General features: G+C 74.7%; 22 protein-coding genes. 11 read left to right on the top strand and 11 right to left on the bottom strand.

The genetic code is table 11. The features are described 5' to 3' along the window. Positions 1-14 precede the first annotated feature (14 nt). The 4 genes from AB0O29_RS13845 (at position 15) to AB0O29_RS13830 (ending at position 4,106) form a co-directional block, all read left to right on the top strand. Positions 15-1,190 (top strand): acyl-CoA dehydrogenase family protein, encoded by a 1,176-nt coding sequence (locus AB0O29_RS13845; RefSeq protein WP_365150985.1) that lies wholly within the window; start codon positions 15-17, stop codon positions 1,188-1,190. Between the two features lie 35 nt (positions 1,191-1,225). Beyond that, on the top strand, positions 1,226-2,398 hold the full coding sequence (locus AB0O29_RS13840) for an acyl-CoA dehydrogenase family protein (RefSeq protein ID WP_365150982.1): 1,173 nt from the start codon (positions 1,226-1,228) through the stop codon (positions 2,396-2,398). Between the two features lie 92 nt (positions 2,399-2,490). Then, a complete protein-coding gene (locus tag AB0O29_RS13835; RefSeq protein ID WP_365150979.1) occupies positions 2,491-3,495 on the top strand; it encodes a 3-hydroxybutyryl-CoA dehydrogenase in 1,005 nt (334 codons plus the stop codon). Next, a complete protein-coding gene (locus AB0O29_RS13830; RefSeq protein ID WP_365150976.1) occupies positions 3,492-4,106 on the top strand; it encodes a TetR/AcrR family transcriptional regulator in 615 nt (204 codons plus the stop codon). The genes AB0O29_RS13835 and AB0O29_RS13830 overlap by 4 nt, the downstream gene beginning before the upstream one ends. A gap of 47 nt (positions 4,107-4,153) precedes the next feature. Here AB0O29_RS13830 and AB0O29_RS13825 read toward each other — a convergent pair whose 3' ends face one another. The 4 genes from AB0O29_RS13825 to AB0O29_RS13810 form a co-directional block, all read right to left on the bottom strand. Further along, complete coding sequence (locus AB0O29_RS13825) at positions 4,154-4,771, bottom strand: hypothetical protein (protein WP_365150973.1); 618 nt, start codon at positions 4,769-4,771, stop codon at positions 4,154-4,156. A gap of 508 nt (positions 4,772-5,279) precedes the next feature. Then, complete coding sequence (locus AB0O29_RS13820) at positions 5,280-5,606, bottom strand: putative quinol monooxygenase (protein WP_365150970.1); 327 nt, start codon at positions 5,604-5,606, stop codon at positions 5,280-5,282. A 140-nt stretch (positions 5,607-5,746) separates the two neighbouring features. Further along, entirely contained in the window at positions 5,747-6,487 is a 741-nt protein-coding gene (locus AB0O29_RS13815) for an IclR family transcriptional regulator C-terminal domain-containing protein (RefSeq protein ID WP_365150967.1), read from the bottom strand. A 90-nt stretch (positions 6,488-6,577) separates the two neighbouring features. Further along, the gene (locus AB0O29_RS13810; protein ID WP_365150964.1) at positions 6,578-7,291 is read right to left on the bottom strand and encodes a TetR/AcrR family transcriptional regulator; all 714 of its coding nucleotides are present in this window, start codon (positions 7,289-7,291) and stop codon (positions 6,578-6,580) included. Positions 7,292-7,478: 187 nt separating this feature from the next. On the opposite strand from AB0O29_RS13810, the gene AB0O29_RS13805 reads away from it, so the two are divergent. Both AB0O29_RS13805 and AB0O29_RS13800 read left to right on the top strand, forming a co-directional pair. Further along, complete coding sequence (locus AB0O29_RS13805; protein ID WP_365151036.1) at positions 7,479-9,083, top strand: CocE/NonD family hydrolase; 1,605 nt, start codon at positions 7,479-7,481, stop codon at positions 9,081-9,083. Positions 9,084-9,180: 97 nt separating this feature from the next. Next, on the top strand, positions 9,181-10,005 hold the full coding sequence (locus AB0O29_RS13800; protein ID WP_365150961.1) for a methyltransferase domain-containing protein: 825 nt from the start codon (positions 9,181-9,183) through the stop codon (positions 10,003-10,005). A 19-nt stretch (positions 10,006-10,024) separates the two neighbouring features. Here the strand turns inward: AB0O29_RS13800 and AB0O29_RS13795 are convergent, their stop codons facing one another. The 4 genes from AB0O29_RS13795 to AB0O29_RS13780 all read right to left on the bottom strand — a co-directional run bounded on the left by AB0O29_RS13795 (position 10,025) and on the right by AB0O29_RS13780 (position 13,388). Continuing rightward, the gene (locus tag AB0O29_RS13795) at positions 10,025-10,396 is read right to left on the bottom strand and encodes a hypothetical protein (RefSeq protein ID WP_365150958.1); all 372 of its coding nucleotides are present in this window, start codon (positions 10,394-10,396) and stop codon (positions 10,025-10,027) included. 152 nt (positions 10,397-10,548) lie between these two features. Next, a complete protein-coding gene (locus tag AB0O29_RS13790) occupies positions 10,549-11,067 on the bottom strand; it encodes a GNAT family N-acetyltransferase (protein ID WP_365150955.1) in 519 nt (172 codons plus the stop codon). Between the two features lie 9 nt (positions 11,068-11,076). Then, complete coding sequence (locus AB0O29_RS13785; RefSeq protein ID WP_365150952.1) at positions 11,077-11,979, bottom strand: hypothetical protein; 903 nt, start codon at positions 11,977-11,979, stop codon at positions 11,077-11,079. Continuing rightward, the gene (locus AB0O29_RS13780) at positions 11,976-13,388 is read right to left on the bottom strand and encodes an AMP-binding protein (RefSeq protein WP_365150949.1); all 1,413 of its coding nucleotides are present in this window, start codon (positions 13,386-13,388) and stop codon (positions 11,976-11,978) included. The genes AB0O29_RS13785 and AB0O29_RS13780 overlap by 4 nt, the downstream gene beginning before the upstream one ends. Positions 13,389-13,784: 396 nt before the next feature. Between AB0O29_RS13780 and AB0O29_RS13775 the strand changes: the two genes are divergently transcribed. The 4 genes from AB0O29_RS13775 (at position 13,785) to AB0O29_RS13760 (ending at position 18,448) form a co-directional block, all read left to right on the top strand. Further along, positions 13,785-14,582, top strand: a complete 798-nt coding sequence (locus AB0O29_RS13775; RefSeq protein WP_365150946.1) for a helix-turn-helix domain-containing protein — start codon at positions 13,785-13,787, stop codon at positions 14,580-14,582. Between the two features lie 350 nt (positions 14,583-14,932). After that, entirely contained in the window at positions 14,933-16,285 is a 1,353-nt protein-coding gene (locus AB0O29_RS13770; RefSeq protein ID WP_365150943.1) for a uracil-xanthine permease family protein, read from the top strand. A 31-nt stretch (positions 16,286-16,316) separates the two neighbouring features. Then, entirely contained in the window at positions 16,317-17,741 is a 1,425-nt protein-coding gene (locus tag AB0O29_RS13765) for an amidohydrolase family protein (RefSeq protein WP_365151033.1), read from the top strand. Next, a complete protein-coding gene (locus tag AB0O29_RS13760) occupies positions 17,738-18,448 on the top strand; it encodes a sulfite exporter TauE/SafE family protein (RefSeq protein WP_365150940.1) in 711 nt (236 codons plus the stop codon). Before AB0O29_RS13765 ends, AB0O29_RS13760 begins: the two co-directional genes overlap by 4 nt. Here the strand turns inward: AB0O29_RS13760 and AB0O29_RS13755 are convergent. Beyond that, positions 18,432-19,493: a LacI family DNA-binding transcriptional regulator gene (locus tag AB0O29_RS13755; RefSeq protein WP_365150937.1), complete on the bottom strand. Its 1,062-nt coding sequence runs from the start codon at positions 19,491-19,493 to the stop codon at positions 18,432-18,434. The two genes, AB0O29_RS13760 and AB0O29_RS13755, sit on opposite strands and share 17 nt — an antisense overlap. Positions 19,494-19,601: 108 nt before the next feature. Beyond that, positions 19,602-19,826 carry a translation initiation factor IF-1 gene (gene infA / locus AB0O29_RS13750; RefSeq protein ID WP_365150934.1) on the bottom strand — a complete coding sequence of 75 codons (225 nt, stop codon included), beginning with the start codon at positions 19,824-19,826 and terminating at the stop codon, positions 19,602-19,604. Between the two features lie 253 nt (positions 19,827-20,079). Between infA and AB0O29_RS13745 the strand changes: the two genes are divergently transcribed. Further along, complete coding sequence (locus AB0O29_RS13745) at positions 20,080-21,501, top strand: amidohydrolase family protein (protein ID WP_365150931.1); 1,422 nt, start codon at positions 20,080-20,082, stop codon at positions 21,499-21,501. Positions 21,502-21,541: 40 nt separating this feature from the next. Here AB0O29_RS13745 and AB0O29_RS13740 read toward each other — a convergent pair whose 3' ends face one another. Continuing rightward, on the bottom strand, positions 21,542-22,381 hold the full coding sequence (locus AB0O29_RS13740) for a hypothetical protein (protein WP_365150928.1): 840 nt from the start codon (positions 22,379-22,381) through the stop codon (positions 21,542-21,544). Between the last annotated feature and the right edge of the window lie 250 nt (positions 22,382-22,631).

Genomic DNA, 22,631 nt, shown 5'->3' with positions numbered 1-22,631 from the left:
CCCCGGAGGACACGTTGGACTTCCGCTACACCCCCGAGCAGACCGCCCTGAAGGCACGGGCCGCCGCCTACGCGCGGCTCCTGATGCGGTACGAGGAGCGGGCGGAGGAGGCGGGCGGCCCGCTGCCCGCCGACACCGTCCGCGAGCTGACCCGCGCCGCGATCGAGGCCGGCGTCTACGCGATCAACATGCCCGCCGCCTGGGGCGGCGCCGGTCTGTCCCTGCTGGACCAGGTCATCGTCGAGGAGGAGTTCGGCAAGGTCACCAACTGCCTGTGGGACATCCCCTGGCGGCCCGCGAACGTCCTGGCGTACGGCACGGAGGCACAGCGGGAGAAGTACCTGCTGCCGGTCATCCGGGGCGAGCGGTTCGACGCGTTCGCGGTGACCGAGCCGGGCGCGGGCTCCGATCCCGGCTCGGGGACGAGCACGGCCGACCGGACGGCCGGCGGCTGGCTGCTGAACGGCGAGAAGTGGTTCGTGACCTGCGGCGACATCGCGGACTTCCTGCTGGTGCAGGCGGACGCGGGGCCCGAGCGGGCGGCCACCCTGTTCTTCGTCGACAAGGCGGCCCCCGGGGTCGAGATGACCCGGGTCCCGCGGTTCATGCACTCCGCCGTCAACGGGCACCCCGAGTTCACCTTCACCGACGTGTTCGTCCCCGACGAGGACGTGCTGGGCGGGGTCGGCAACGGCTACGAGCTGACGAAGGAGTGGTTCACCGACGAGCGGCTGATGATCGCCGCCCGGACGGTCGGAGCCGCCGAGCGGGCCCTGGAGCTCGCCCGGGACTGGGCGGTCGGGCGGCGCCAGTTCGGCTCGCCGATCGCCGAGTTCCAGCTCGTCCAGGGGATGCTCGCGGACTGCGCCGTCGACATCGCCGTCAACCGCGCCTACACCCACCAGGTCGCCTGGGAGGCGGGCCTGCCCGGCGCCGACCCCAAGACCCTGCACGCGAAGGCGTCCACGGCGAAGCTCGCGGCGAGCGAGGCCGCGGGCCGGGTCGTCGACCGGTGCGTCCAGGTCTTCGGCGGCCGGGGCTACGACCGCTCGTACCCCGTCGAGCGCATGTACCGGGAGCTGCGGGTCGACCGGATCTGGGAGGGCACCTCCGAGATCCAGCGGCTGATCATCGCCAACGAGCTGATCAAGCGCGGCACCCGGGTCCTCGCCCTCCCCTCCGCCTCCTGACGACGACCAGCCCCCACCGACAGCAAGGGAACGACATGGACTTCCGCCTCACGCCCCGTCAGGAAGAGCTGAAGGACGCGGCGCGCGCGCTCACCGGGTTCATCATGAAGTACGAGACCGACTGCGAGGAGAACAACGGCCTGCCGCCGCACGCCCACACCGAGATCCGCGACGCGGTCCTCGACAGCGGGCTCCAGGCCGTCAACATGCCCCGCGAGTGGGGCGGGGCGGGCCTGAGCATCCTGGAGCAGGTCACCGTCCAGGCCGAACTCGGTCGGCTCACGGGCGCGCTGTGGGACATGGTGTGGCGCCCGGCGAACGCCCTGTCGTACTGCACCCCCGAACAGCGCGAGCGCTACCTCGTCCCCGTGATCCGCGGGCAGCGCCGGGACTGCTACGCGGTGTCGGAGCCCGAGGCCGGCTCCGACCCGCAGAGCCTGCGGACGACGGCGACGCGGACCGCCGGCGGCTGGCTGCTGAACGGGGAGAAGTGGTTCGTCACGGTCGGGGACCACGCCGACTTCATGATCGTGCTGGCCGCCGCCGGGGAGGAGGGCGCGCCGACGCTGTTCCTCGTGGACAAGGACACCCCGGGCGTCGAGATGACCCGCGTGCCGCGCTGGATGCACACCTTCGTCTACGAGCACCCCGAGTTCACCTTCACCGAGGTCTTCGTCCCCGACACGGCGGTACTGGGCGAGGTGGGCCGGGGCTACGACATCACCCGCTCCTGGTTCACGGAGGAGCGGCTGATGATCGCCGCCCGGACGATCGGGGCGGCGGAGCGGGCGCTGGAACTGGCCCGGGACTGGGCGGTCGAGCGGCGCCAGTTCGGCTCGCCGATCGCCGAGTTCCAGCTCGTCCAGGGGATGCTCGCGGACAGCGCCGTCGACATCGCCGTCAACCGCGCCTACACCCACCAGGTCGCCTGGGAGGTCGACGCGGGCACGGAGGACCGCAAGACGCTGCACGCCAAGGCGGCCATCGCCAAACTGGCGGCGAGCGAGGCCTCGGGCCGCGTCGTCGACCGCTGCCTGCAGATCTTCGGAGGACGCGGCTACGACCGCTCGTACCCGGTCGAGCGCCTCTACCGCGAGCTGCGCGTGGACCGGATCTGGGAGGGGACATCCGAGATCCAGCGGCTGATCGTCGCGGGCGAACTCGTCAAGCGCGGCACGGGCGTCCTGCGGATGCCGTCGGCGGGCTGACCCCGGCCCGGCTCCCCCGGGGGCGGTGCGGACGGACGCCGTGCGCACCGCCCCCGGCACACCAGACCAACCAGCGCAGGGAGGACGCACGGATGACCGGTGCCGATGTCGATGTCGAGGAGGCCCGGGCCGAAGAGGCCGGGTTCGCACGGGTCGGGGTCGTGGGCTGCGGGCTGATGGGATCCGGCATCGCCGAGGTCTGCGCCCGCGCCGGGCGGGACGTCGTGGTCGTGGAGACGGACGCCGCGGCGGCGGCCGCCGGCCGGGAGCGGATCATCCGCTCCCTGGGGCGCGCCGCGGCCTCCGGCAGGCTGACCCCGGCGGAACGCGACGCCGCCGCCGGCCGGATCACGGTGACCGCGGACCTGGGCCGGCTGGCCGACCGGGACCTGGTCGTCGAGGCCGTGGCCGAGGACGAGGCGGCCAAGCTGGAGGTCTTCGCCCGCCTCGACCGGGTGGTGGCGGGCCGGGACTCCGTGCTGGCGACCAACACCTCGTCGCTGCCCGTCATCCGGCTGGCCGCCGCCACCTCGCGGCCGGAACGGGTCATCGGCCTGCACTTCTTCAACCCGGTACCGGTGCTCCCGCTGGTCGAGCTGGTGCCGTCCCTGCTCACCGGCGAGGAGACCGTCCGGCGGGTGGGGGCGTTCGCCTCCGGGGTGCTGGGCAAGGAGGTCGTCCGCGCCCGGGACCGGGCGGGGTTCGTGGTCAACGCGCTGCTCGTGCCCTACCTGCTGGCCGCCGTCCGCATGGCGGAGGGCGGGCGGGCCTCGGCCGAGGACATCGACCGGGGCATGACCCTGGGCTGCGCCCACCCGCTGGGGCCGCTCGCGCTGGCCGACCTGATCGGGCTGGACACCGTGCAGGCCATCGCGCGGTCGATGTACGCGGAGTACCGGGAGCCCCTGTACGCCCCGCCGCCCCTGCTGGCCCGGATGGTCGAGGCGGGGCGGCTGGGGCGCAAGACGGGCCGGGGCTTCCACACGTACGGAGGGAACGCAGGGGCCGCGATGCGCGAGGATGGCGGGGTGCCCGCCACGGCGGCCGGGCCAGCCCGCCCGGACCGGGGGCGCCGACACGGGGAGCAGCCGACGTGACCAAGGCCGAGCGCGCACTCGAGACACGTGAGCGGATCCTCACGGCCGCGTGCGAGGTGATCGCGGACATCGGTTTCGAGAGCATCAGCATGCGCAAGGTGGCCGAGCACGCCGGTGTCTCGAAGGCCCTGCTGCACTACCACTTCGACACGCGGGAGAAGCTCTTCGCCGAGGCGATGACGCACTCCTTCGCCCAGACCGGGAAGGACTCCGGGGACGGGGCGGGCTCCGTCCCGGCGGCGGTCGCGCTGGCCCGGATCCTGCGGAGCATGCTGCCGACGGACGCGGAGCTGCGCCAGGACTGGAAGCTCTGGCAGGAGCTGTGGGTGCGCGCCCAGCGCGACGCGGCGGCCCGGCACCTCGCGGTCGACCTGTACGAGCAGCTGCACGCGTGGGTGGGCGGGGCGGTGGAGCGGGGCATCGCGTCCGGGGAGTTCCGCGACTGCGACGTGGCCGCGCTCGGCACGCTGGTGCTGGCCCTGTGCGACGGGCTGGGCATCCGGCTGATGCTCGACGACCCCCGGGTGGACCTCGCCACGGCGCGCGCGACGATCTGGCGGACGATCGCCCCCGTGCTGGGCGTCCCGGACGCCTTCCCGGAGGAGGTCTGACGGGCCGGTGCCGTGCCCCTCGGGCGCGGCACCGGCCCGCCGCCGGGTCAGGCGCAGGTCACGGTCACCTGGCCGGAGCCGCCGTTGCTGGTGAACCCGATCGTGAACCGGCCGTTCGGGGGCTGCTGTTCGGCCCGGCCGCCGAGGGTGATCACCTGTGAGGCGTCGGCGGTGAGGGAGCCGCCGGAGGTGCTGGCGGTGACCCCGGCGGGAAGCCGCCCGAGGGACCAGGTCAGTTTCCCGCCGCCGCTGTTGCGGACGAGCAGGGTGGCCGGCCATTCGCCGTTCGCGCAGAACTCCCGTACGGCGGCCGGGCGCAGCGCCAGCGCCGGTTCGGCCGCCGGAGGGGGCGCGCTCGACTGCTTCGGCGGCGGCGCCGACTGCGTGGAACGGCCCGGCGTGGGGCTGCCGCCGGCCCGGGCGGGCGGGGTGGAGGCGGCCGGGGCCGCAGGGGCCGGGGTGGCCTCACCGGTGGCGGGGGCGGCGCCGCCGGAGGCGGCGGAAGGGGCCCCGCCGGGGGTGTCGGCGGGGGTCGCGCCGGTGGGCGTGGCGGTGGGCGTGGCGGCCGCCTGGGGCTGGAGGGTGGCCGGATCGTGGCCGAGCCGGCTGCCGACGAAGAACCCGCCGAGGGCCAGCACCATGACACCGCCGATGACCAGCATCATGGTCTTCGTCTTCTTCTTGGCCCGCTTCTGACGCGCCTTCGTGTGTCCGGATGCCCGGTCCGCCCGCCCTGCACGATGATCCCCCGGCCGACGGCCCGGGGATCATCCTGCTTGGGACCGATGGCGCGCGGGTCGTCCTGCTTGGGACCGATGGCGCGCGGGTCGTCCTGCTTCGGACCGATCGCCCGCGGGTCGTTCGGGCCCGAGGCCGTGCGGCCGCCCTGGACGATGATGCCGTCGCCGCCCGGGGGCGGGTCCGTGAAGCCTCCGCCGGCGCCCGGGGCGGTCCCGTGGGAGGGGACCGACGCGTCGTTCTCCGGACGGGGCACGTCCGGTCCACCTCTGCCGTCGCTCATGGCGTGCGAACCCCCTGTGGTCGGGCTGCTCCTGCTCCCACAGTTTTCGGCCACGGGGCCACGGGGTCCATCCCCGCGACGTGACGGCGGTGTCCCGATCCCGTACCGGAGCGCCGTGACGGCACGTCACGGCGCTCCCGTACGGGGCGGGGTCAGTCGCGGGGGGACAGTTCGGCCATGGCGCTCCAGCCCTGGCCCGGCACCTCGACGTGGATGATCTCCGGGGTGGAGGCGATCGCTCCGGCCAGGGTCTCCATGCCGGCCTTGAAGTGGTCCGACGCGACGTGGGCGGCGCCGGCCTCGGCGTCGGTGAACGCCTCCAGCAGGGTGTACTTGTTCGGGTCGTCCACGCTGCGGGACCAGTCGTAGAAGAGGTTGCCCGGCTCGGAGCGGGTGGCGCGGGTGAAGTCGTCGACGAGGGTGAGCCAGTCGTCGCTGTGCTCGGGGCGGACGTCGAACCTGACGGCGATGAAGATCATGCGGCCAGCCTGGCACGCGGGGGCGGTCCGCCGCACGCCCGACGGCCCGGATTCCGGCAGAAGCGGAATACGGGCCGCGAGGCCGCGTCTTCGGGATCGGGCCGGACCGGGCCCGCGGCGGAGGACACGGCCCAGGCCCCTCAGATCCGGCCCGCGGCCGCCTCCGTGAGGGCGGTGCGGATCGCGTCCGGGCGGCGCCGGAACTCCTCGGTCGGCACCGACACCGACAGCGCGTGCACCGCGTCCCGGTCCTCCCCCGCCGGGGGCAGGGCGACGCCCAGGCAGGTCCAGGCCGGGTCCGCCTCCCCCACGGACACCGCCAGGCCCGCCGCGCGCACCCGCAGCAGCTCCGCCTCCAGCGCCTCCTCACTCGTGATGGTCGCCGGGGTCAGCCGGGCCATCCCGTGCTCGGCGAGGTAGCGGCGCCGGGCCCTCGGGGTCAGCCGGGCGAGGAGCGCCTTGCCGTGGGCGGTGGCGTGCGCGCGGGTCTCGCGGCCCGGTGCGAAGGGGTTCGCGGTGTCCGTCACCGGCGCGGTGGTGTCCACGACGGTGATCACCCCGCCCCGGTAGGCCGTGTAGTAGCTCTCGCCGCCGGTGGCCCGCCGCAGCCGGGCGAGCAGGTCGGCCATGCCCGGGGCGGGGGCCAGCTGGTGCAGGAAGCTGCGGTGCAGCCGGGGCAGCGCGGGCCCCAGCGCGTACCCGCCCGCGCTCCGCACCAGGTAGCCGCGTTCGGTGAGCGGTCCCAGCAGGTGGTAGGCGGTGGACAGGGAGCAGCCCGCGAGGCGGGCCAGGGCCTTGGCGCTGACCGGGCCGGGCGCCGCGGCCACGGCGTCGACGAGGGCCAGCGCGCGGTCGAGGGACTGCGGACCGGTGTGCTGCATGGTGCTGGTGGTCGCCTTCTCGGTGGGATCGACGGGTCGGAGCGGATCGGAGCGGGCGGGGCCGGGGCGGCCGTCGCGGGCCGTGTGGCGTCAGCCGGTGCCGAGGCCGTCGATCAGCCGGTTGAGGAACCGGGCGAAGACGGCGTCGGGGGTGAGGGGGCGTCCCGGGGCGGAGAGGGCCTCCGCGAGTTCGGGGTGGCGGCCGTCGGCGGCTACGGCGGCGAGGTAGCGGCCCACGGCCGCGGCCCGGTCCGGTGACCGCGAGACGGAGGCCTGCGCGATCTCGTGGGTGACGTACCCGGCCACGAACGCGGTGGTCTGGGCGAAGACCTCCAGCTTCGCCGCGCCGTCCAGCCCGCTGGGCCGCAGGACGGCGAGCACGTGTTCCATGAAGGCCAGGGTGTTGGGGCCCGGAACGCGGGGGGTGGACAGGGCGGCGGGCAGCCAGGGGTGGCTCAGCATGTGGGCGCGCTGGAGGCGGGCCACGGTCTTCAGGTCGGCCCGCCAGTCGCCGCCGGGTGCCGGGGCCGTGAGTTCCCCGCTGACGTGGTCGACCATCAGTTCCAGCAGCGTCTCCTTGTCCGGGGCGTAGCTGTAGAGCGACATGACCCCCGCTCCGACCTCGGCGGCCACCCGCCGCATGGTGACCGCTTCGAGTCCCTCCGCGTCCGCCAGGGCCACGGCCGCCGCGGTGATGGCCTCCCGGGTGAAGGACGGCCTGCGGCCCCTGCGCGGCCCGGCGGGACGCAGCCAGAGCTGTTCGGGGTCGACGCCCCCGGCGTCGGCTTTTCCTTCACTGGACATGTCCTCGCGCTCCCTTTCCCACTGATGTCCGAGGCGGCTCTTGCCGAGGCCATCCAATCATCGGCTATTCTCGTACATCGTACGGGAATAAGAGGGGGAACGAACGATGACTTCACGCATGCCCGCGACCGACGTCCGGCCGGCCTGGGCGCAGCCCTCCGGAAAGCCGCCGCTCTCCTCGCGGATGATGAGGGCGACCTGGCGAGGCCTGCCGGCGAAGCGGTACGAGGCCGGATGGGAGCCCGGGCTGGCGGTGCCCGCCGCCGACGGCAGCCCGTTGATCACCGACCACTACTTCCCGCGCGCCCAGGGCGACTTCCCCACCCTCCTGGTCCGCTCGCCCTACGGCCGGGGCCTGCCGTGGTCGCCCCAGTACGGCGTGCTCTTCGCCGAGCAGGGCTTCCACGTGGTCCTGCAGAGCTGCCGCGGCACCGGCGGTTCGGGCGGCGCGTTCGACCTGTGGCGCAACGAGGCCGCCGACGGCCGGGCCACGGTGTCCTGGCTGCGCGAGCAGCCCTGGTTCAACGGAACGCTGGGGACCGTCGGCCCCAGCTACCTGGGCTACGTGCAGTGGGCCCTCGCTTCCGACCCGCCGCCGGAGCTCAAGGCGATGGTGGTCCAGGTGGGGCTGCACGACCCGCACGCCCTGTTCCACGCGGACGGCGCGCTGCGCCTGGAGAACGCCCTCGCGGTGGGCGCGGGCATGAACTTCCAGCACCAGGGCATGGTGCCGTTCCTCAAGGCGACCCTGCGCCTCCAGCGCCGTCTGCGCGAGGTCACCACCGCGCAGCCGCTGCGCGGGGCGCACGTGCCGGCCTTCGGCACCGAACTGCCCTGGCTGGACCAGGTGATGTCACACCCGGACGCCGAGTACCCCTACTGGCGGGGCGCGTCCACGGCGGAGGTCGCGGATCGGCTCAGCGTGCCCACGGCCCTGGTCACCGGATGGCACGACGCCCTGGCCGACCAGACCTTCGAGCAGTACGGCCGGCTGCGCCGGGCCGGATGCGAGACCTCCCTGCTCGTCGGCCCCTGGACCCACACCTCCGCCCTCCAGCAGGGCTGGCCCGAGGTGTTCGCCGAGAGCCTCGCGTGGCTGCGCGCCCACCTGTGCGGCGACCCCTCCGGCCGGCGCCCCGGCGCGGTGCGCGTGCACGTGGGCGGCGAGGACGCCTGGCGGGACCTCGACCACTGGCCGCCGGCCGCGGCCGCAGCCCCGTGGTACGCCGCCCCGGACGGCCGGCTCACCCGGCGGGCCCCCGCGGACCCCGCGCCGGCGGCGGAGTTCCGCTACGACCCGGCCGACCCCACCCCCTCCCTCGGCGGCGCGCTGCTCTCCCGCACCGCCGGCGCCCGGGACAACGCGACCCTGGAGGCCCGGGACGACGTCCTGACGTTCACCGGCCCGCCGCTGGCCGAACCCCTCGACGTGGTCGGGCCCGTCTCCGCCCGGCTGAGCGTCTCCACGGACACCGGACACGCCGACGTCTTCACGCGCCTGTGCGACGTCGACCCGAAGGGCCGCTCCGTCAACGTCTGTGACGGGTTCGCCCGGTTCCGTACGGCCGGCGGGGAGCCCTCGCGGGCCACCGTGGAGATGAGCGCCACCGCCCACCGCTTCCCGGCCGGCCACCGCGTCCGCTGGCAGATCAGCGCGGGCGCCCACCCGCGCTTCGCCCGCAACCCCGGCACCGGCGAGTCGATCCTGGACGCCACCGCCTTCACCCCGGTGCGCGTCACGCTCCACGGCGGCTCGGCACTGGTCCTGCCCGACGCCTCCGGGCTCGCGTGACCCGTCGACGGTGAGCGGTCGACGGTGCCCCCGGCGCGCCGGGGGCACCGTCGACAGAACGTCACCGCGCCGCCACACTGGGCTCGGAGGTGCACCCATGACCCAAGCCGACCGGTCCGGCGACATGCGGGCGACCGTACGCGAGACCTACGGTCCCGCCGACCTCAGCGCGGTCCCCGTCTTCGCGGGCGGCTTCATCAACTTCGGCTACTGGCGGCCCGAGGACCTCGACGGCCCGCCCACCGTCGACGACCGGATCCGCAGCCAGCAGGACCTGTACCGGCGGGTGCTGGACTCCGCCGGCCCCCTGGCCGGCGGGCAGCTGCTGGAGGTCGGCTGCGGGCTGGGCGTGGGCTGCGCCCTGGCGGTCGGGGAGTACGGGCCGGCCCGGGTCACGGGGATGGACATCCACCCCCAGCAGCTGGACCGGGCCCGCCGGGCCAACGCCGGGCTGCTGGACGGGACCGGGCCGGAGCGGCTGCGGCTGGTGCGCGGGGCCGCCGAGGACATGCCGTTCGGGGACGGCGAGTTCGACTGCGTCTACAGCGTGGAGGCCGCCCAGCACTTCGACGACCTGGGCCGGTTCGCCGCGGAGACCGCACGGGTCCTGCGGCCCGGCGGCCGGGCCGCGGTGACCAGCTTCTTCGCCGCGGACCCCGGAGCGGCCCCGCGGCTGGCGGAGCTGCTCGACACCTTCGCGGACGGGCTCGACATCGCCCGCCCGCCGTCCGAGCTGACGGACGCCCTGGCCCGGTCGGGGCTGACCGGGGTCCGCTGCGAGTCCATCGGCCCCTCGGTGTGGCCCGGCTGGGACCACTGGCTCTCCGGCCAGTGGAAGCCCGGCACCTGGCCGAGGAACTTCCGGCTGGCCTGGGAACAGGGCCTCCTCGACTACTACGTGATCACCGGCACCCGCGCGTAGCCGCCCGGGCCGTCGGCCGTCAGCCGCGCCGGCGGCGACGGCCGATCATCACGACCACGGCGATGACGGCGGCCACGATCAGCAGCAGGATCACCACGCCCACGATCAGCGCGGCGGTGCCGAGCTTCCCGAGGAAGCCCTTCTTCTTTTTCTTGGACTTCTTCTTGTCCTTGTCCTTGGACACCCCCGCCGCGAGGGTCCGGGCGGGGGCGTTCGCGGCCGCCTCCCGTACGGATCCGGCCGCCGCCGCTCCGCCCGGGGCCGCCGCCGCGCTCAGCGCCGGGCCCGCACGGTGGGCGGCGAGCGCCTCCCCCGCGTTCGCCGGCGGGGCCATGAACAGCCCGGCCAGCAGCAGCACCGGAACCACCCTGGCGATCACACTCGTCCTCACACCGCTCTCCCTGTCCTCGACGACCGGTACGGGCCCCCTCCATGCCGGGGTTCTGGTACCCCAGGGCGCGGCGCGTACGCACGATCCGGCCATCCTGGGGGGCCGGGCCCGAGGAAGCAACCTCGGCCGGGAGCCGCTTGCGGCGGCCGGGCTCAGAGCGCGCGCAGGTAGCGGAGTTCGGTGAGGACGATCCCGTCATAGGGGTCGTCCTGGGCCTCGCCGTCGGCCCGGTAGCCGGCCCGCTCGTAGAAGCGGCGGGCCCGCTCGTTGCCGGCGAGGACCCACAGGGCCGACGCCTCGAAGCCCTCGCCGCGCATCCGGGCGTGGGCCTCGTCGAGGAGCCGCCGGCCGATGCCGGTGCCGATCAGTTCCGGGGCCGCGTACAGGGCGTACACCTCGCCCGCCCCCGGCGCGGCGGGCGCCTCGCCCCTCCAGGGCCCGTAGGAGATCCACCCCACCGGTCCGCGCTCGCCGACCGCGACCAGGTCGCGGGACGTGCGCTCCGGCCGGGAGAACCACTGCCCGCGCCGTGCGGCGTCCTCCTCGACCGACATCGCGTCCAGGTACTCCTGGGGCACGAGGCCGGCGTAGGCCGCCTGCCACCCGCGCACCCGGATCTCCGAGACGGCCCCGACGTCGGCCCCGTCCATCTCCCGCACCGTGATCGTCATGGGGCCAGCCTAGGCCGCCGCGCGGGCGGGCCTCGGTGCCGGGGCGGCGCCGATCCGGTCGCGGCGGAAGGTGACGTCGGCCATCCGCCGCTCCGGGCCCCGGCGGCGCAGGAACAGGTGGCCGATGAAGGCCGCCGGGCCGAAGAAGACCTGGGCGGGGATCATCGCCGGGGCGTGCCCGGTGACCGCGCCGGCGATGTGCAGGGTGGCCATCGGGGCCACCGCGCCGAAGAGCACGACCAGCACGAGCCCGGTGCGCAGCCCCGCCTTCCCGTACGCCTTGTACGCGGTGGTGGTGAAGAGCGCGTAGGCCAGCAGGTCTCCCATGCCGAGGACGGCACCGAGGTCCTCGCCGACGCGCAGTCCGGCGGCCGGGGCGAAGGGGTAGCCCTGGATGGCGTCGGAAAGTTCCTCGGTGAGGGGGACGACCCAGGCGAAGAACGCGTCGTAGGCGGTGAGCGCGAGCAGGAACCAGGCGACGTTCCTCAGCCGCATCCCGCCCTGGACGTTGATGTTGGTGGCGGAGACGACGACCAGGCCGACGACGCAGCTGTTGGCGATCCAGTACGGCGCTCCGGTGTCGCCGAAGGCGAGGTGGGTGCCGAGCACCGCCGCGATCAGCGCGGCGATCAGCGCCCAGCGCAGCCGGCCGTCGCCGATGACGGGCTGGTAGCCGACGGACAGTCCGCCGGCGAAGGCCAGCGCGAGCACCACTGGAAGGACGGCGCCGGGCAGCGCCAGGTAGAGGTAGGGCAGCGCCAGGACGAAGCCCATCATCAGGAAGATGTCGGCGCCGTTGAAGACGCCGATCGGCGGCCGGGGGGTGCGGACGGTGCGGAAGTAGCCGACGGCGCCGGCGCACACCGCGAGCGCCAGGGCGCAGCCGACCGCGAGCTGGAAGAGGACCGTCATGCCTGGCTCCGGGTGAAGGTGTGCTCCAGCAGGTCGCAGCGGAGCGGGAAGCGCCGCGCCGCCTCCGCCTCGTCCAGCGGCAGTACGGTGACGTCGGCGTCGATGCCCTCGGCCAGCAGCCGTGCGGTCACCTCGGCGGCGCCGGTCTCCTTGGAGGCGACCTCCACGTGCAGCCGGCCCCGGTCGGTGACCTCGGCCCGGTGGCGCAGCGGGAACGGCAGGCCGGGGGTGCCGTCCAGGGCCTCGACGATGTCGCGCGGGGTGACGATCGCGTCGGCGGTGCGGTGCAGCCGTCCGGCCTTGCCGAGGATGTGGGAGACCGCGGGGACGGAGGCGAGTTCGCAGTCGGGTTCGCCGTCCAGGGTGCGGACCACGTCGCCGGTGGCGTACCGCAGGACGGGCATGCACTCGCGGTAGGGGAAGTACGGGGTGACCGTCAGTTCGCCGAGGCGGCCGGGTCCGGCGGGCTCGCCGGTCTCCAGGTCCAGGACCTCCGTGTACCCCATGTTGGGGTCGATGTGCAGGTGGTGGCGCGTGCAGGTGCGGCCGCTGACGGGCAGCAGCTCGGTCATGCCGAAGGAGTCTCCGACGGTGCGCGCGCCGAAGGTCTCGCGGAAGGCGGCCGCCAGGTTGCGCGACAGCACCTCCCCTCCCGCGTACACCGCGCGCAGCCCGAAGTCCTCCGGCCCGTAACCGCGTTCGCGGGCGGCGGTCACCATGCGGGCGAGGTAGCTGGGATTGCCGGTCAGTACGGTCGGCCGGGGGCCGGAGCGCCCGAGCAGGTGCTCGACGGACTCCTCGGGCGGGACCTGGCCCACGACGTGGCAGGCCGCGTCGGCGAGGCGGCACACGGCGACGTCCTCCTGGACGGCGGCGGTGGCCCGGGAGCTGAGGTTGATCTGCATCCGGTCGCCGGGGCCGAGGTCGCCGCGCAGGACCAGGGACAGCGCGATGAGGGCGGGCCACAGCTCCATCTCGTAGCGGGAGAGCCAGATCTGGACCGGCGCGCCGGTGGTGCCGGTGGTCTGCGTCACCAGGTACGGGGCGCTGCACAGGAAGTCGGCGGGCCGGGCGATCAGGTCTGCCTTGCGGGTCACCGGGATGCGGGTCAGCGTCTCGGTCGTGACGGTGGCCGGGTCCACTCCGGCGAGCCGTTCGCGGTAGAAGGGCGAGCGAGCGGCGAGTCTGCGCACGGTGCGCTGGAGCGCCCGGTTCTGCAGGTCGCGGCGCTCGGCCGGATCGGTGAACGGTCCGTCGGCCAGTTCGTCGACGTCGTCGCCGAGCGAACCGAACTCCTCCAGCGTGACGAGCGCGTCGGCGACCAGCCGTTCCACGGCCCGTACGTTCAGCCGCCGGCCGAACACCATGGCCGTGGCCACCCGCACCTGCCGGACAGCGGTCTCCAGCACTGATGCCTCCCTCGCACCTCGAACGGGACGAAGGGGTGGGGGCGGCGTGCCGCCCCCACCCCCTGGCTCTACGTCAGCTGGCGGAACAAGCGGAGAAGAACACCGCCGTCAGCGCGCCCATGACGTACTTGAACTGCTTGGCGCTCGTCTTGATGGCGCTCATAAGTGCCTCCCCTGTTTGCTGTGACCGGACGAGGCCTTGACTTCCGCAGGAGTCCTGGCGTTCCGTCCCTTGACGAGGAACACAGTGGCGCGATCGCCCCCGGCGGGCAATGATCGGGTCCATTCAACGGACCGGCGGGTGACGGGAACCATACCGGCACCCCAACTGACCTGGTCCGAACGGGGAGTTGTGGGGCCGTCCGATCGACGGCCCGGCATGAGAGGGGGACCCTCATGGCGAGATCCGGCGCCGAGGGACGCGGCGTGCTGGAAGGCGCGTTCGCACTCATGGAAGTACTCGCGCACGACGACGAGGTGGGGCTGACCCGGCTGGCGAATGACGCCGCGCTGCCGAAGGCCACCGCCCACCGGCTGCTCGGGCAGCTGGTGGCGCTGGGCGCGGTGCAGAGTCACGAGGGCCGCTACCGGCTGGGCCCCCGGACGTTCCGGCTGGGGCAGGCCTGGCATCCGGCGCGCGCCCTGCGCGCCGCCTCCGCCCAGCCGCTGCGGGAACTCGCGGCCGTCGGCGGCGGGGTGAGCCTGAGCCTGTCGGTGCCCGAGGCGGGACACATCATCGTCGTCGGGGGCATGCGGGGCGAGGTGGACGAGGTCTTCCCGCTGCGCTCCGGGGTCGTCCTGCCGCCCGGGAGCGCGGCCGAACTGGTCCTCGCGGCGTCCGCCCCGGTGCCGCGGCGCCCGGCCGGATGGACGGAGGCCGCCTGGGCGCGCGAGGCCGCCGTGGTGCGGGAGCGGGGGCTGGCCTTCGACTACCGGCAGTGCGTGGACGCGCTGTCGTGCGTGGCGGCTCCGGTGCGGTCGGGGTCCGGCCGGGTGGTGGCCGCCGTGGCGGTGACCGGCCTGGACGAGAGGCTGATCCCCCCGCTGTGCGACGCCGTCAGCCGCGCCGCCTCGATGATCAGCGCGAGGCTGGCCCGGCTGCCGGAGCAGCCCGCCCCCAGGCCCCGCAGGACCGGTCCGGCCCCGAACCGGAACCCCGCGAACGTCCCGGCCGAGGCCGACCCCGTCCACTGAGCACCCGGCCGGTGCCCGGGGCCCGCAGGACGGCCCCGGGCGCCGGCCGGACGACCCCGTTCCGCCGGCCGCATGCCCCGCACCGCCGGCCGAACGGCCCGATACCGCCCGCCACATGCCCCCGCACCGGTGGCCGGACGGCCCCGCACCGGTGAGCGGACGCCCCCGTTCGGGCACGTGGAAGCAATCCGTCCGCACCTCTTGACGGCCCTTCAGGGCCCTCACATACTGGCGGCCAAATCGATTTGGCCGCCACGCCGCCGCCCCTTCCGGGAGCCGGCCCGCGGCCGAAACCGGAGCGAGCCGAACGGAGCTCGAACGTGTCCAGTCCCCGCACACTCCCCCACCCCGTGGACCAGTCCCGCCCACTGGGCCGGATCCTCCTCTTCGGCGTTCAGCACGTCCTCGTCATGGCGGCCACCCCCGTCTCGGCGATCTTCCTGATGAGCGCGACCCTGCACCTCGGCCCCCGGCTCACCGTGAACCTGCTCTCGGCGGCCTTCGTGCTCTCCGGGATCGGCTCCCTGATCCAGTCGCTGGGGCCCTGGAAGTTCGGGCCGCGGCTGCCGTTCGTGATGCTGCCCGGCGGGGCCCCGCTGATCCTCTTCCTCGCCATAGCCGACGAGCACGGGGTGCGCACCGCCACCGGAGCGGTCATCATCAGCGCGGCCTTCACCTTCCTCGTCCTGCCCGTCTTCTCCCGCCTGCTGAAGTTCTTCCCCACCCTGGTCATCGGCACGATGATCGTCATCGTCGGGGTCAACCTGGTGAAGGTGGGCGCGCTCCTCGTCACGGGGCGGCCCGGAACCCCCGGATTCGCCGACACCACGAACCTGGCGCTCGGCCTGGCCACGATCGGCTTCACCGTCGCCCTCTACTGGCTGTTCAGCGGCGTCCTGCGGCAACTCGCCGTGATGCTCGGCCTGATCGCCGGCAGCGTGCTGGCCTTCGCCCTCGGCCGGGTCGACTTCGGCGGCATCACCGACGGCGGCATCCTGAGCGCCCCGCAGCCCATGCCCTTCGGCACCCCCGAGTTCCACCTCGTCGCCGCCCTGCCGCTGATGCTGTACGCCCTGGCCTCCATGGCGGAGGCCACCGGGCAGACCGTCATCAACGCCGAGACCGTCGGCAAGGAGATCGACGTCCGCACCGACGTGCCGAGGACCGTCCGCGGCGACGCCCTCGTCTCCGTCCTCGCCGGCTTCCTCGGGCTGCCGCTGATGGTGACCAGCGGCGAGAACATCGGGATCGTCCGGGTCACCGGCGTGCGCAGCCGCTACGTCACCGCGGCCGCCGGAGCGGTGCTCATCGTCATCGGCTTCCTCGCCCCCGTCATCCGCGCGATCAGCGTCATCCCGTCCGCGGTCGTCGGCGGCACCGCCATGGTGGTCTTCGCGGTCATCACGGTGCTCGGCGTGCAGATGCTCGGCCGGGCCGAACTCGACCGCCACACGCACGCGTTCGTCTGCGCCGTCGCGATCGCCCTGGGCCTGCTGCCGATCCTGGTCCCCGGCGTCTACGCCGGCCTGCCGTCCGGCGCCCGGATCCTGCTCGAAAGCGGCGTGGCCGTGGGCGCGTTCACCGCCGCCGTCCTCAACGTCCTCTTCCACCACGTACGGCCCCGGCTGTCCGGCGGCCGCGCCCTGCGGGCGGCCGTCACCCCCGCCGACCCGGCCGGCCCGCACCCCCTGCCCCATGCCTGACCCGCACCCGAAGGACGAGATGAACCTCCCGATGACCGACACCGCCCCGGGCGGCCCCCCGCACCCCGGCCGACTGGCCGAAGGGGTCCGGCTCCTGGCCCCGGACCTCGTGATGACCCCGGAGGGACCGATGGAGCGGTACGCGGCCGTCGTCGCCGACGGCGCCTTCCGGGCCGTCGGACCGGCCTCCCTGCTGGAACGCGAGCACCCCGGGCTCACCCCCGTCCGGCTGCCCGGGCACCTGCTGATGCCGGGGTTCGTCGACGCGCACCACCATCTGACCCAGAGCTTCGGCGCCGCCCTCGCCTTCGGTGAGCCCTCCGAGATCTTCCGCCGCGTATGGGTGCCGCTGGAGGGGGCCCTGGACGAGGAGTCCGCCTACGTCGCGGCGAAGCTGTCGGCGCTGGAGTCGCTGCGCGGCGGGTTCACCACCGTCGCGGACGCCGGGACCCGGGCCCCCGTGGACACCGGCGTCGTGGCCGCGGCGGCCGCTGACGCCGGGATCCGCTGTGTGCTCGGCCTCGTCTGCAACGACGCCGACGAGGGCGCGGGGGCCGGCGGGAGGGAGCCCGCCGCCGTGCTGGCCGCCGCCGAGGCGCACCTCGCCCGGTACGAGGGCGCCGGGCTGATCCACCCCTCGCTGGCGGTGTCCGTCCCCGAGGCCGCGACGGCCCGGACCCTGCGGGACACCGCCCGGCTCGCGGCCGAAGCGGGCGCCGTGGTCCAGATCCACGTCAACGAGCACCTCGCCGCCGTGGAACGCTCCCTGGTCCGGCACGGCCTGCGCCCGCTGGAGTACCTGCGCGAAGTCGGCGCCCTGGGGCCGCAGTTGCTGGCCGCCCACGCCACCCTGGTGACCCCCTCCGAGCTGACCCTGCTGGCCGACGCGGGCGCCGCGGTGAGCTACAACCCCGTCGCCAGCGCCTGGAAGGGCAACGCCGTGGCCCCGGCCACCACCATGGCCGAACGCGGGATCCGCTTCGGGCTGGGCACGGACGGCACGCGCGGCGACGCGTTCCGCCTCGCGGACGCCGCCGAGTTCGCCCAGCGCCTCGCCTACGGCCTGGCCACCGGGGACTCCTCGTGCGGCGCGGGCTGGTCCTGGCTGGAACGCGGGGGCCCGGGCGGTGCCGACGCCGTCGGGCTGGGGGCGCTCACCGGCCGGATCGCCGCCGGGGCGGCCGCCGACTTCCTGCTCGTCGACGTCAGCGGGCCGGAGATGCGGCCCTCCTGGGACCTGCCCTGGGAACTCGTCCGGCGCGGCAACCGCGACCAGATCACCGCCGTGTTCGTGGCCGGCCGGCTGCGGATGTGGCGGGGCAGGCCCGTCGGCTGGGACGACCGCTCGCTCGTACGGCGGGCGGCCGAACTGGCCGAAGAGGTGGTCGCGCGGGCCCCGGTGACCCGGGCTCACCCCACCTCCGCGCAGGCGCGGGCCAGGAGCGCCGCCCGGTGAGCGCCGTGACGGTGGCGGTCCTCGCCCTGGTCGTGGCCGCCGCCGCGTTCGTCCAGGGGACCAGCGGCCTCGGGTTCGCGCTGGTCGTGGCGCCGGTGGCCGGTCTGCTCGACCCCTCGCTGCTGCCGGTGTTCGTCCTCGCGTCGATGATCCCGCTCAACGCGTACGTGGTCTGGCGCGAGCGGCACGCGCTGGACCTGCGGGGCGCGGGCTGGATCTCGGCGGCGCGGCTCGCGGCGACCCCGGGCGGGCTCCTGCTGCTGTGGGCCGTGCCCGGGGAGCGGCTCGGTCTGGTCGTCGGCGCGGCGACGGTGGTGGCGGCGGCGGTGAGCCTGGCGGCGCCGGCCTTCGTCCCGGGCCGGGCCGCCTATCTGGGGGCCGGAGTGGTCACGGGGCTCACCGAGACGGCGACCGGGGTGGGCGGACCGCCGCTGGCCCTGGTCTACCAGCACCGGCCGCCCGCGGAGCTGCGGTCCACGGTCGCCCTGTGCTTCCTGGTCGGCGAGGTCGTCTCCCTCGCCCTGCTCCTCGCGACCGGTCAGGGCACTACGGCCCAACTGGGCTGGGCCGCCGCCCTGTTGCCCGCTCTGGCCGTGGGGGCGTGGCTGAGCCGGCTGGCGCACCACCGGATCGACGCCGGGCGGATGCGGCCGCTGGTCCTGGCCTTCGCGCTGGTCTCGGGCGTGGTGCTCATCCTGGCCGCGTGACGCGCAGCGACGAGGCCCGGGCGATGACCCGGGGCTCGGGCGCGGGCGCCGCCGGGGGCGCCTGCGCGGCGGCGCCGTCGGGGCGCAGCCGGGAGAGGAGCAGTTCCACGGCGTCGGCGGCGGCCCGGTCGAGGTGGAGGTCGACCGCCGTGAGCGGGGGTTCGCAGGTCCGGGCGCGCGGCCCGTCGTAGCGGGTCACGACCATCACGTCCTCGGGGACCCGCAGGCCGGCGTCGCGGATCGCGCGGACGGCGCCCACCGCGAAGACGTCGACGAGCGCGCAGACGGCGTCGGTCCGCGGGTGCTCGGCCAGCAGGGCGGCGCAGGCGTCGTAGCCGGCCTGCTCCCCGCCCTCCTCCGGGGCGGTGACGACGAGGGGGGTCCAGCCGCCCTCGGCGGCGGCGCGCTCGAAGGCGGCGCGGGCGTCGACGGAGGAGTGGCGCGTGCCGGCGCCGATGAGCAGCGCCGGCCGGCGGGCCCCCTGCGCGCGCAGGTGGTCCAGCAGGAGTGCGGTGACCGGGCCGCCGCGCAGGTCCACGTACGGGGCGTCGGTGCGCGGGGCCACCTCGCGGCCGAGGGCCACGTACGGCAGCCCGCGCTCGCGCAGCTGCGCGACGGCCGGGTCGTCCTCCCCGGGCTCGACGACGATGGCGCCGTCGATGTCGAGGGAGTGCAGGGGGGATCCGGTCTGTATGGGCGGGACCAGGACCAGTGCGTAGCCGCGTGCCATGGCGCGCTCGGCCGCGGCGGCGGCGATCTCCATGTAGAAGCCGAGCCGGGAGGGGCCGGCGGCCACCGCGAAGGGCATCGAGGAGGCCAGCGCGATGGCCTTGGCCTGTCCGTTGCGCAGCCGCTGCGCGCGCAGGTTGGGCCGGTAGCCGAGTTCGGCGGCGGTCCGCTTGATGCGTTCGCGGGTCCGGGGGTCGACCTTGCCGAGCCCGTTCAGCGCGTGGGACACGGTGGTCGGCGACACCGAGGCGGCCCGGGCGACGTCGGCGATCGTCGGCGGCTTGCGGGGGCCGCCGGCGGAACCGGGACTGGGCATCTGCGCGAACGCTCCTCGCTCACTGGGCCGGCACGGGCCCCTCATCTTCGCCGACCGGCCGCCGGTCATCCAGCCCGGCCCCCTCGCGCGCTCGGGCGCGGTACCGGATCAGTTGCGGTACCGGTAGACGATCCGGCCGCGGGTCAGGTCGTAGACGCTCAGTTCCACGAGCACGCGGTCCTCCGGAAGGATCTTGATGTAGTTCTTCCGGATCTTCCCGCTGATGTGCGCGAGCGCCTGGTGCCCGTTCTGCAGCTGCACCTTGAAGGTCGCGTTGCGCAGGCATTCGACGACGGTTCCCTCGACTTCGATGCCCTTGGATGTTTTCGGCAATGCGTTCCGTTTCTCTCTGATGGAACTCGTGTGTGCCGGCGAGACTACCCGCCGCGAACCGGCCGCCCAACCGGTTTACCGGACGGGACGGGACCATTCCGAAAGCGCTGCGGAAAAAGTTTTCCACCGGCGTCTATCGAACGGTCATGTGCTGGGCATGCTGCGTGTACTCGCTCCCGCCCCGGCTCGACGCCTCCGCCGGCGTCCCGCCCCGGCGGGCCTTCCGTTCTGAGCCCTCGGGAGGTAACACGCCATGCAGTCTTCCCCCACCGCTCCCGCGGCCCCCAGCCGCCGCCGTCTCCTCGCCGGCCTCGGTCTGGCCGCCGCCGCCCCGCTCGCCCTCGGCGCCGCCCCCGGACCCTCCGGGCCCCCTCGTCCGCCCGTCCAGGGGGGCGGGACGGTCCTGCTCCGCAGAGCCTCCCTGGTGCTCACCATGGACCCCGCGCTCGGCGGGGGCCCGCTCGGCATCGTCGAGAACGCCGACGTGCTGATGCGCGGCGGGGCCGTCTCCGCCGTCGGCCCGGGGCTGACGGCGCCGCCCGGCGCGTGGGTGGTGGAGGCATCGGGCAAGCTGGTCATGCCGGGGTTCGTCGACACCCACAACCACCTGTGGCAGGCCATGATCCGCGGCGGCTGTACCGACCGGGACTTATTCGGCTGGTTCCAGGCGTGTACCGACCCCCAGCGCGGTCTGCTGACCCCCGGGGCCCTCCACAGCTTCGTCCGGCTCGCGGCCCTCGACGCCCTGCAGTCGGGGGTGACCACGCTGGTGGACTGGGTGGACATCTTCTCGTACGACCTCGTCGAGAGCTACGTGAGGGCCCTGGCCGGGACCGGGCTGCGGTTCACGTACGCCATGTTCCCGCCGGCGCCCGACGGGGAGCTGGCCGCGAAGGTGAAGCGGGAGCTCGTCGACCCGGTGCCGCTCGGCTCCTTCCAGATCGCCACCCATGCGGCCCGGGCCGCCGAATCCCTCAACCGCGCCCACTGGGAGACCGCCCAGGAGCTGGGGGTCATGCTCAACTCCCATGTCCTGGAACGCCCCGAGCAGCGCGCCGACGACCCGGTCGGGGTCCTCACCGACATCGGCGCGCTGGGTCCCCGGCTCCTGATGAACCACGCCGTCCACCTGACGGACGCGGAGATCGCGGCCGTCGCCGCGCACGACGTGCGCCTGGCCCACTGCCCGCTCAGCAACATGCGGCTGGCCTCCGGCATCATGCGGCTGTCCGACCTCGGCCGCCGGGGCGTCAAGGTCGGGCTGGGCCTGGACGGCGGGACCAACGACACCTCCGACTTCCACGCCCTCATGAAGACGGCGATCGGCCTCCAGCGCGCCCGCGCCACCGACGCCTCGGTCTTCCCGCAGGTGGCGGACGTGCTGCGGATGGCCACCCTGGGCGGCGCCGAGGCCCTCGGCCTCGCGGACCGGATCGGTTCCCTCACCCCCGGCAAGCGGGCCGACCTGCTGGTCGTCGACCCGGCCGCGCTGAACTTCGCGCCGCGCTTCGACTGGGTCGGCCAGCTCGTCTTCAACGGGCGGCCCGAGAACATCGACGCCGTGTTCGTGGAGGGCCGGGCCCTCAAACTCGGCGGCCGGCTGGTCGACGTCGACACGGCCCGCGTGGTCCGCGAGGCCGAGGCGGCGGCCACCCGCCTGCGCGCGGCCGGTTAGGGCCCGCCCTTCCGGCCGGCGCCCACGGCCCGCCCCCCGCTCAGACGACGGGGTAGACGATCGATCCCAGCGGCGGGCAGGGGCCGAGCACCCGGCCGGCGCCGGGGTGTCCGACGAACGCCCGCGCCGCGGCGTCCCGTTCGCGCCGCGCGTCCAGTTCGTCGGCCCACCGGGCGTCGCTCCTGGTTCGGGCGTGGTCCCACCCGCCGTCGATGAGATCCAGACTGGTGTTTCCCGAACTGCGCCCGAACTCCGCCTTCAGCGCGGCCTGCTGGAGCGCCGTCTGCACGGCGGCCAGCTCGATGCGGGTGGCCAGGACGCCGGGGCTGTCCGGCTCACGGGTCGGCAGCGGGGCCGCGGGGAGGGAGGACACCCCGCCGTCGGTGCGGCCGATGTTGTCCACCGTCGCGTCCCGGGCCTCCCGCACCATGATCTGCATCTCCCGGTGGAGCCAGTACAGCTCGTCGAGGTCGGCCGCGCTCACGCGCATCCGCTCGTACACGAAGTGGAGGCGCGCGTCGCGGTGCAGGGGGCGTACGGGGCCGGCGTGGACGGCCACGCAGTCGTTGTAGCCGAACTCCACCGCGGCGCCCAGGTGGTAGAGGGTCCGCTCGGTCTCCCCCCGCGTGAGGGCCATGCCCGCGAGGTTCGCGTGGCCGGCGGCGGCGAGCCACGCGCCGTCGGGGCCGAGGGCGGTGGCGCGCGTGACGAGCTGGTGGAGTCCGGCGGCGACGTCGACGGGCTGCGGGGCGCCGAGGAACGCGCGGGTGAGCGAGGAGAGGGGGTCCCGCGCCCGGCCGGCCCCGGCGGCCTCCTGGGTCAGGTGCGTCACCAGCAGCTCGTGGAGACGGGGTATCAGAGAGTGGACGGTGTCGGCCATGGATCTCCTCGGACCTCGACGGTGAAGCTACGGCGGGGAGTTGGGCCCGCTCCCGCTTCCGGCCCGGCGGAACCGGGCCTCGTCGCCGACCCTACGTGAGACGGCGCGGGGCCCTCCTTCCGTCCTGGCGCCCCCCTCCCCCGCCGCAGGGCCCGCACGGGGTCGGCTCGGGGCGAAAAATACCCCCCGGGGTATTCGTGCTACCGTCGGAGCAGATACCCCCGGGGGTAATTTTTCGCTGGAATGGAGT

The organism is Streptomyces sp. NPDC089915 (genome assembly GCF_040684675.1).
Taxonomy (GTDB): domain Bacteria; phylum Actinomycetota; class Actinomycetes; order Streptomycetales; family Streptomycetaceae; genus Streptomyces.
Note: the sequence above shows the minus strand (reverse complement) of the source record. Positions and strands in the feature narration are given on the sequence as shown.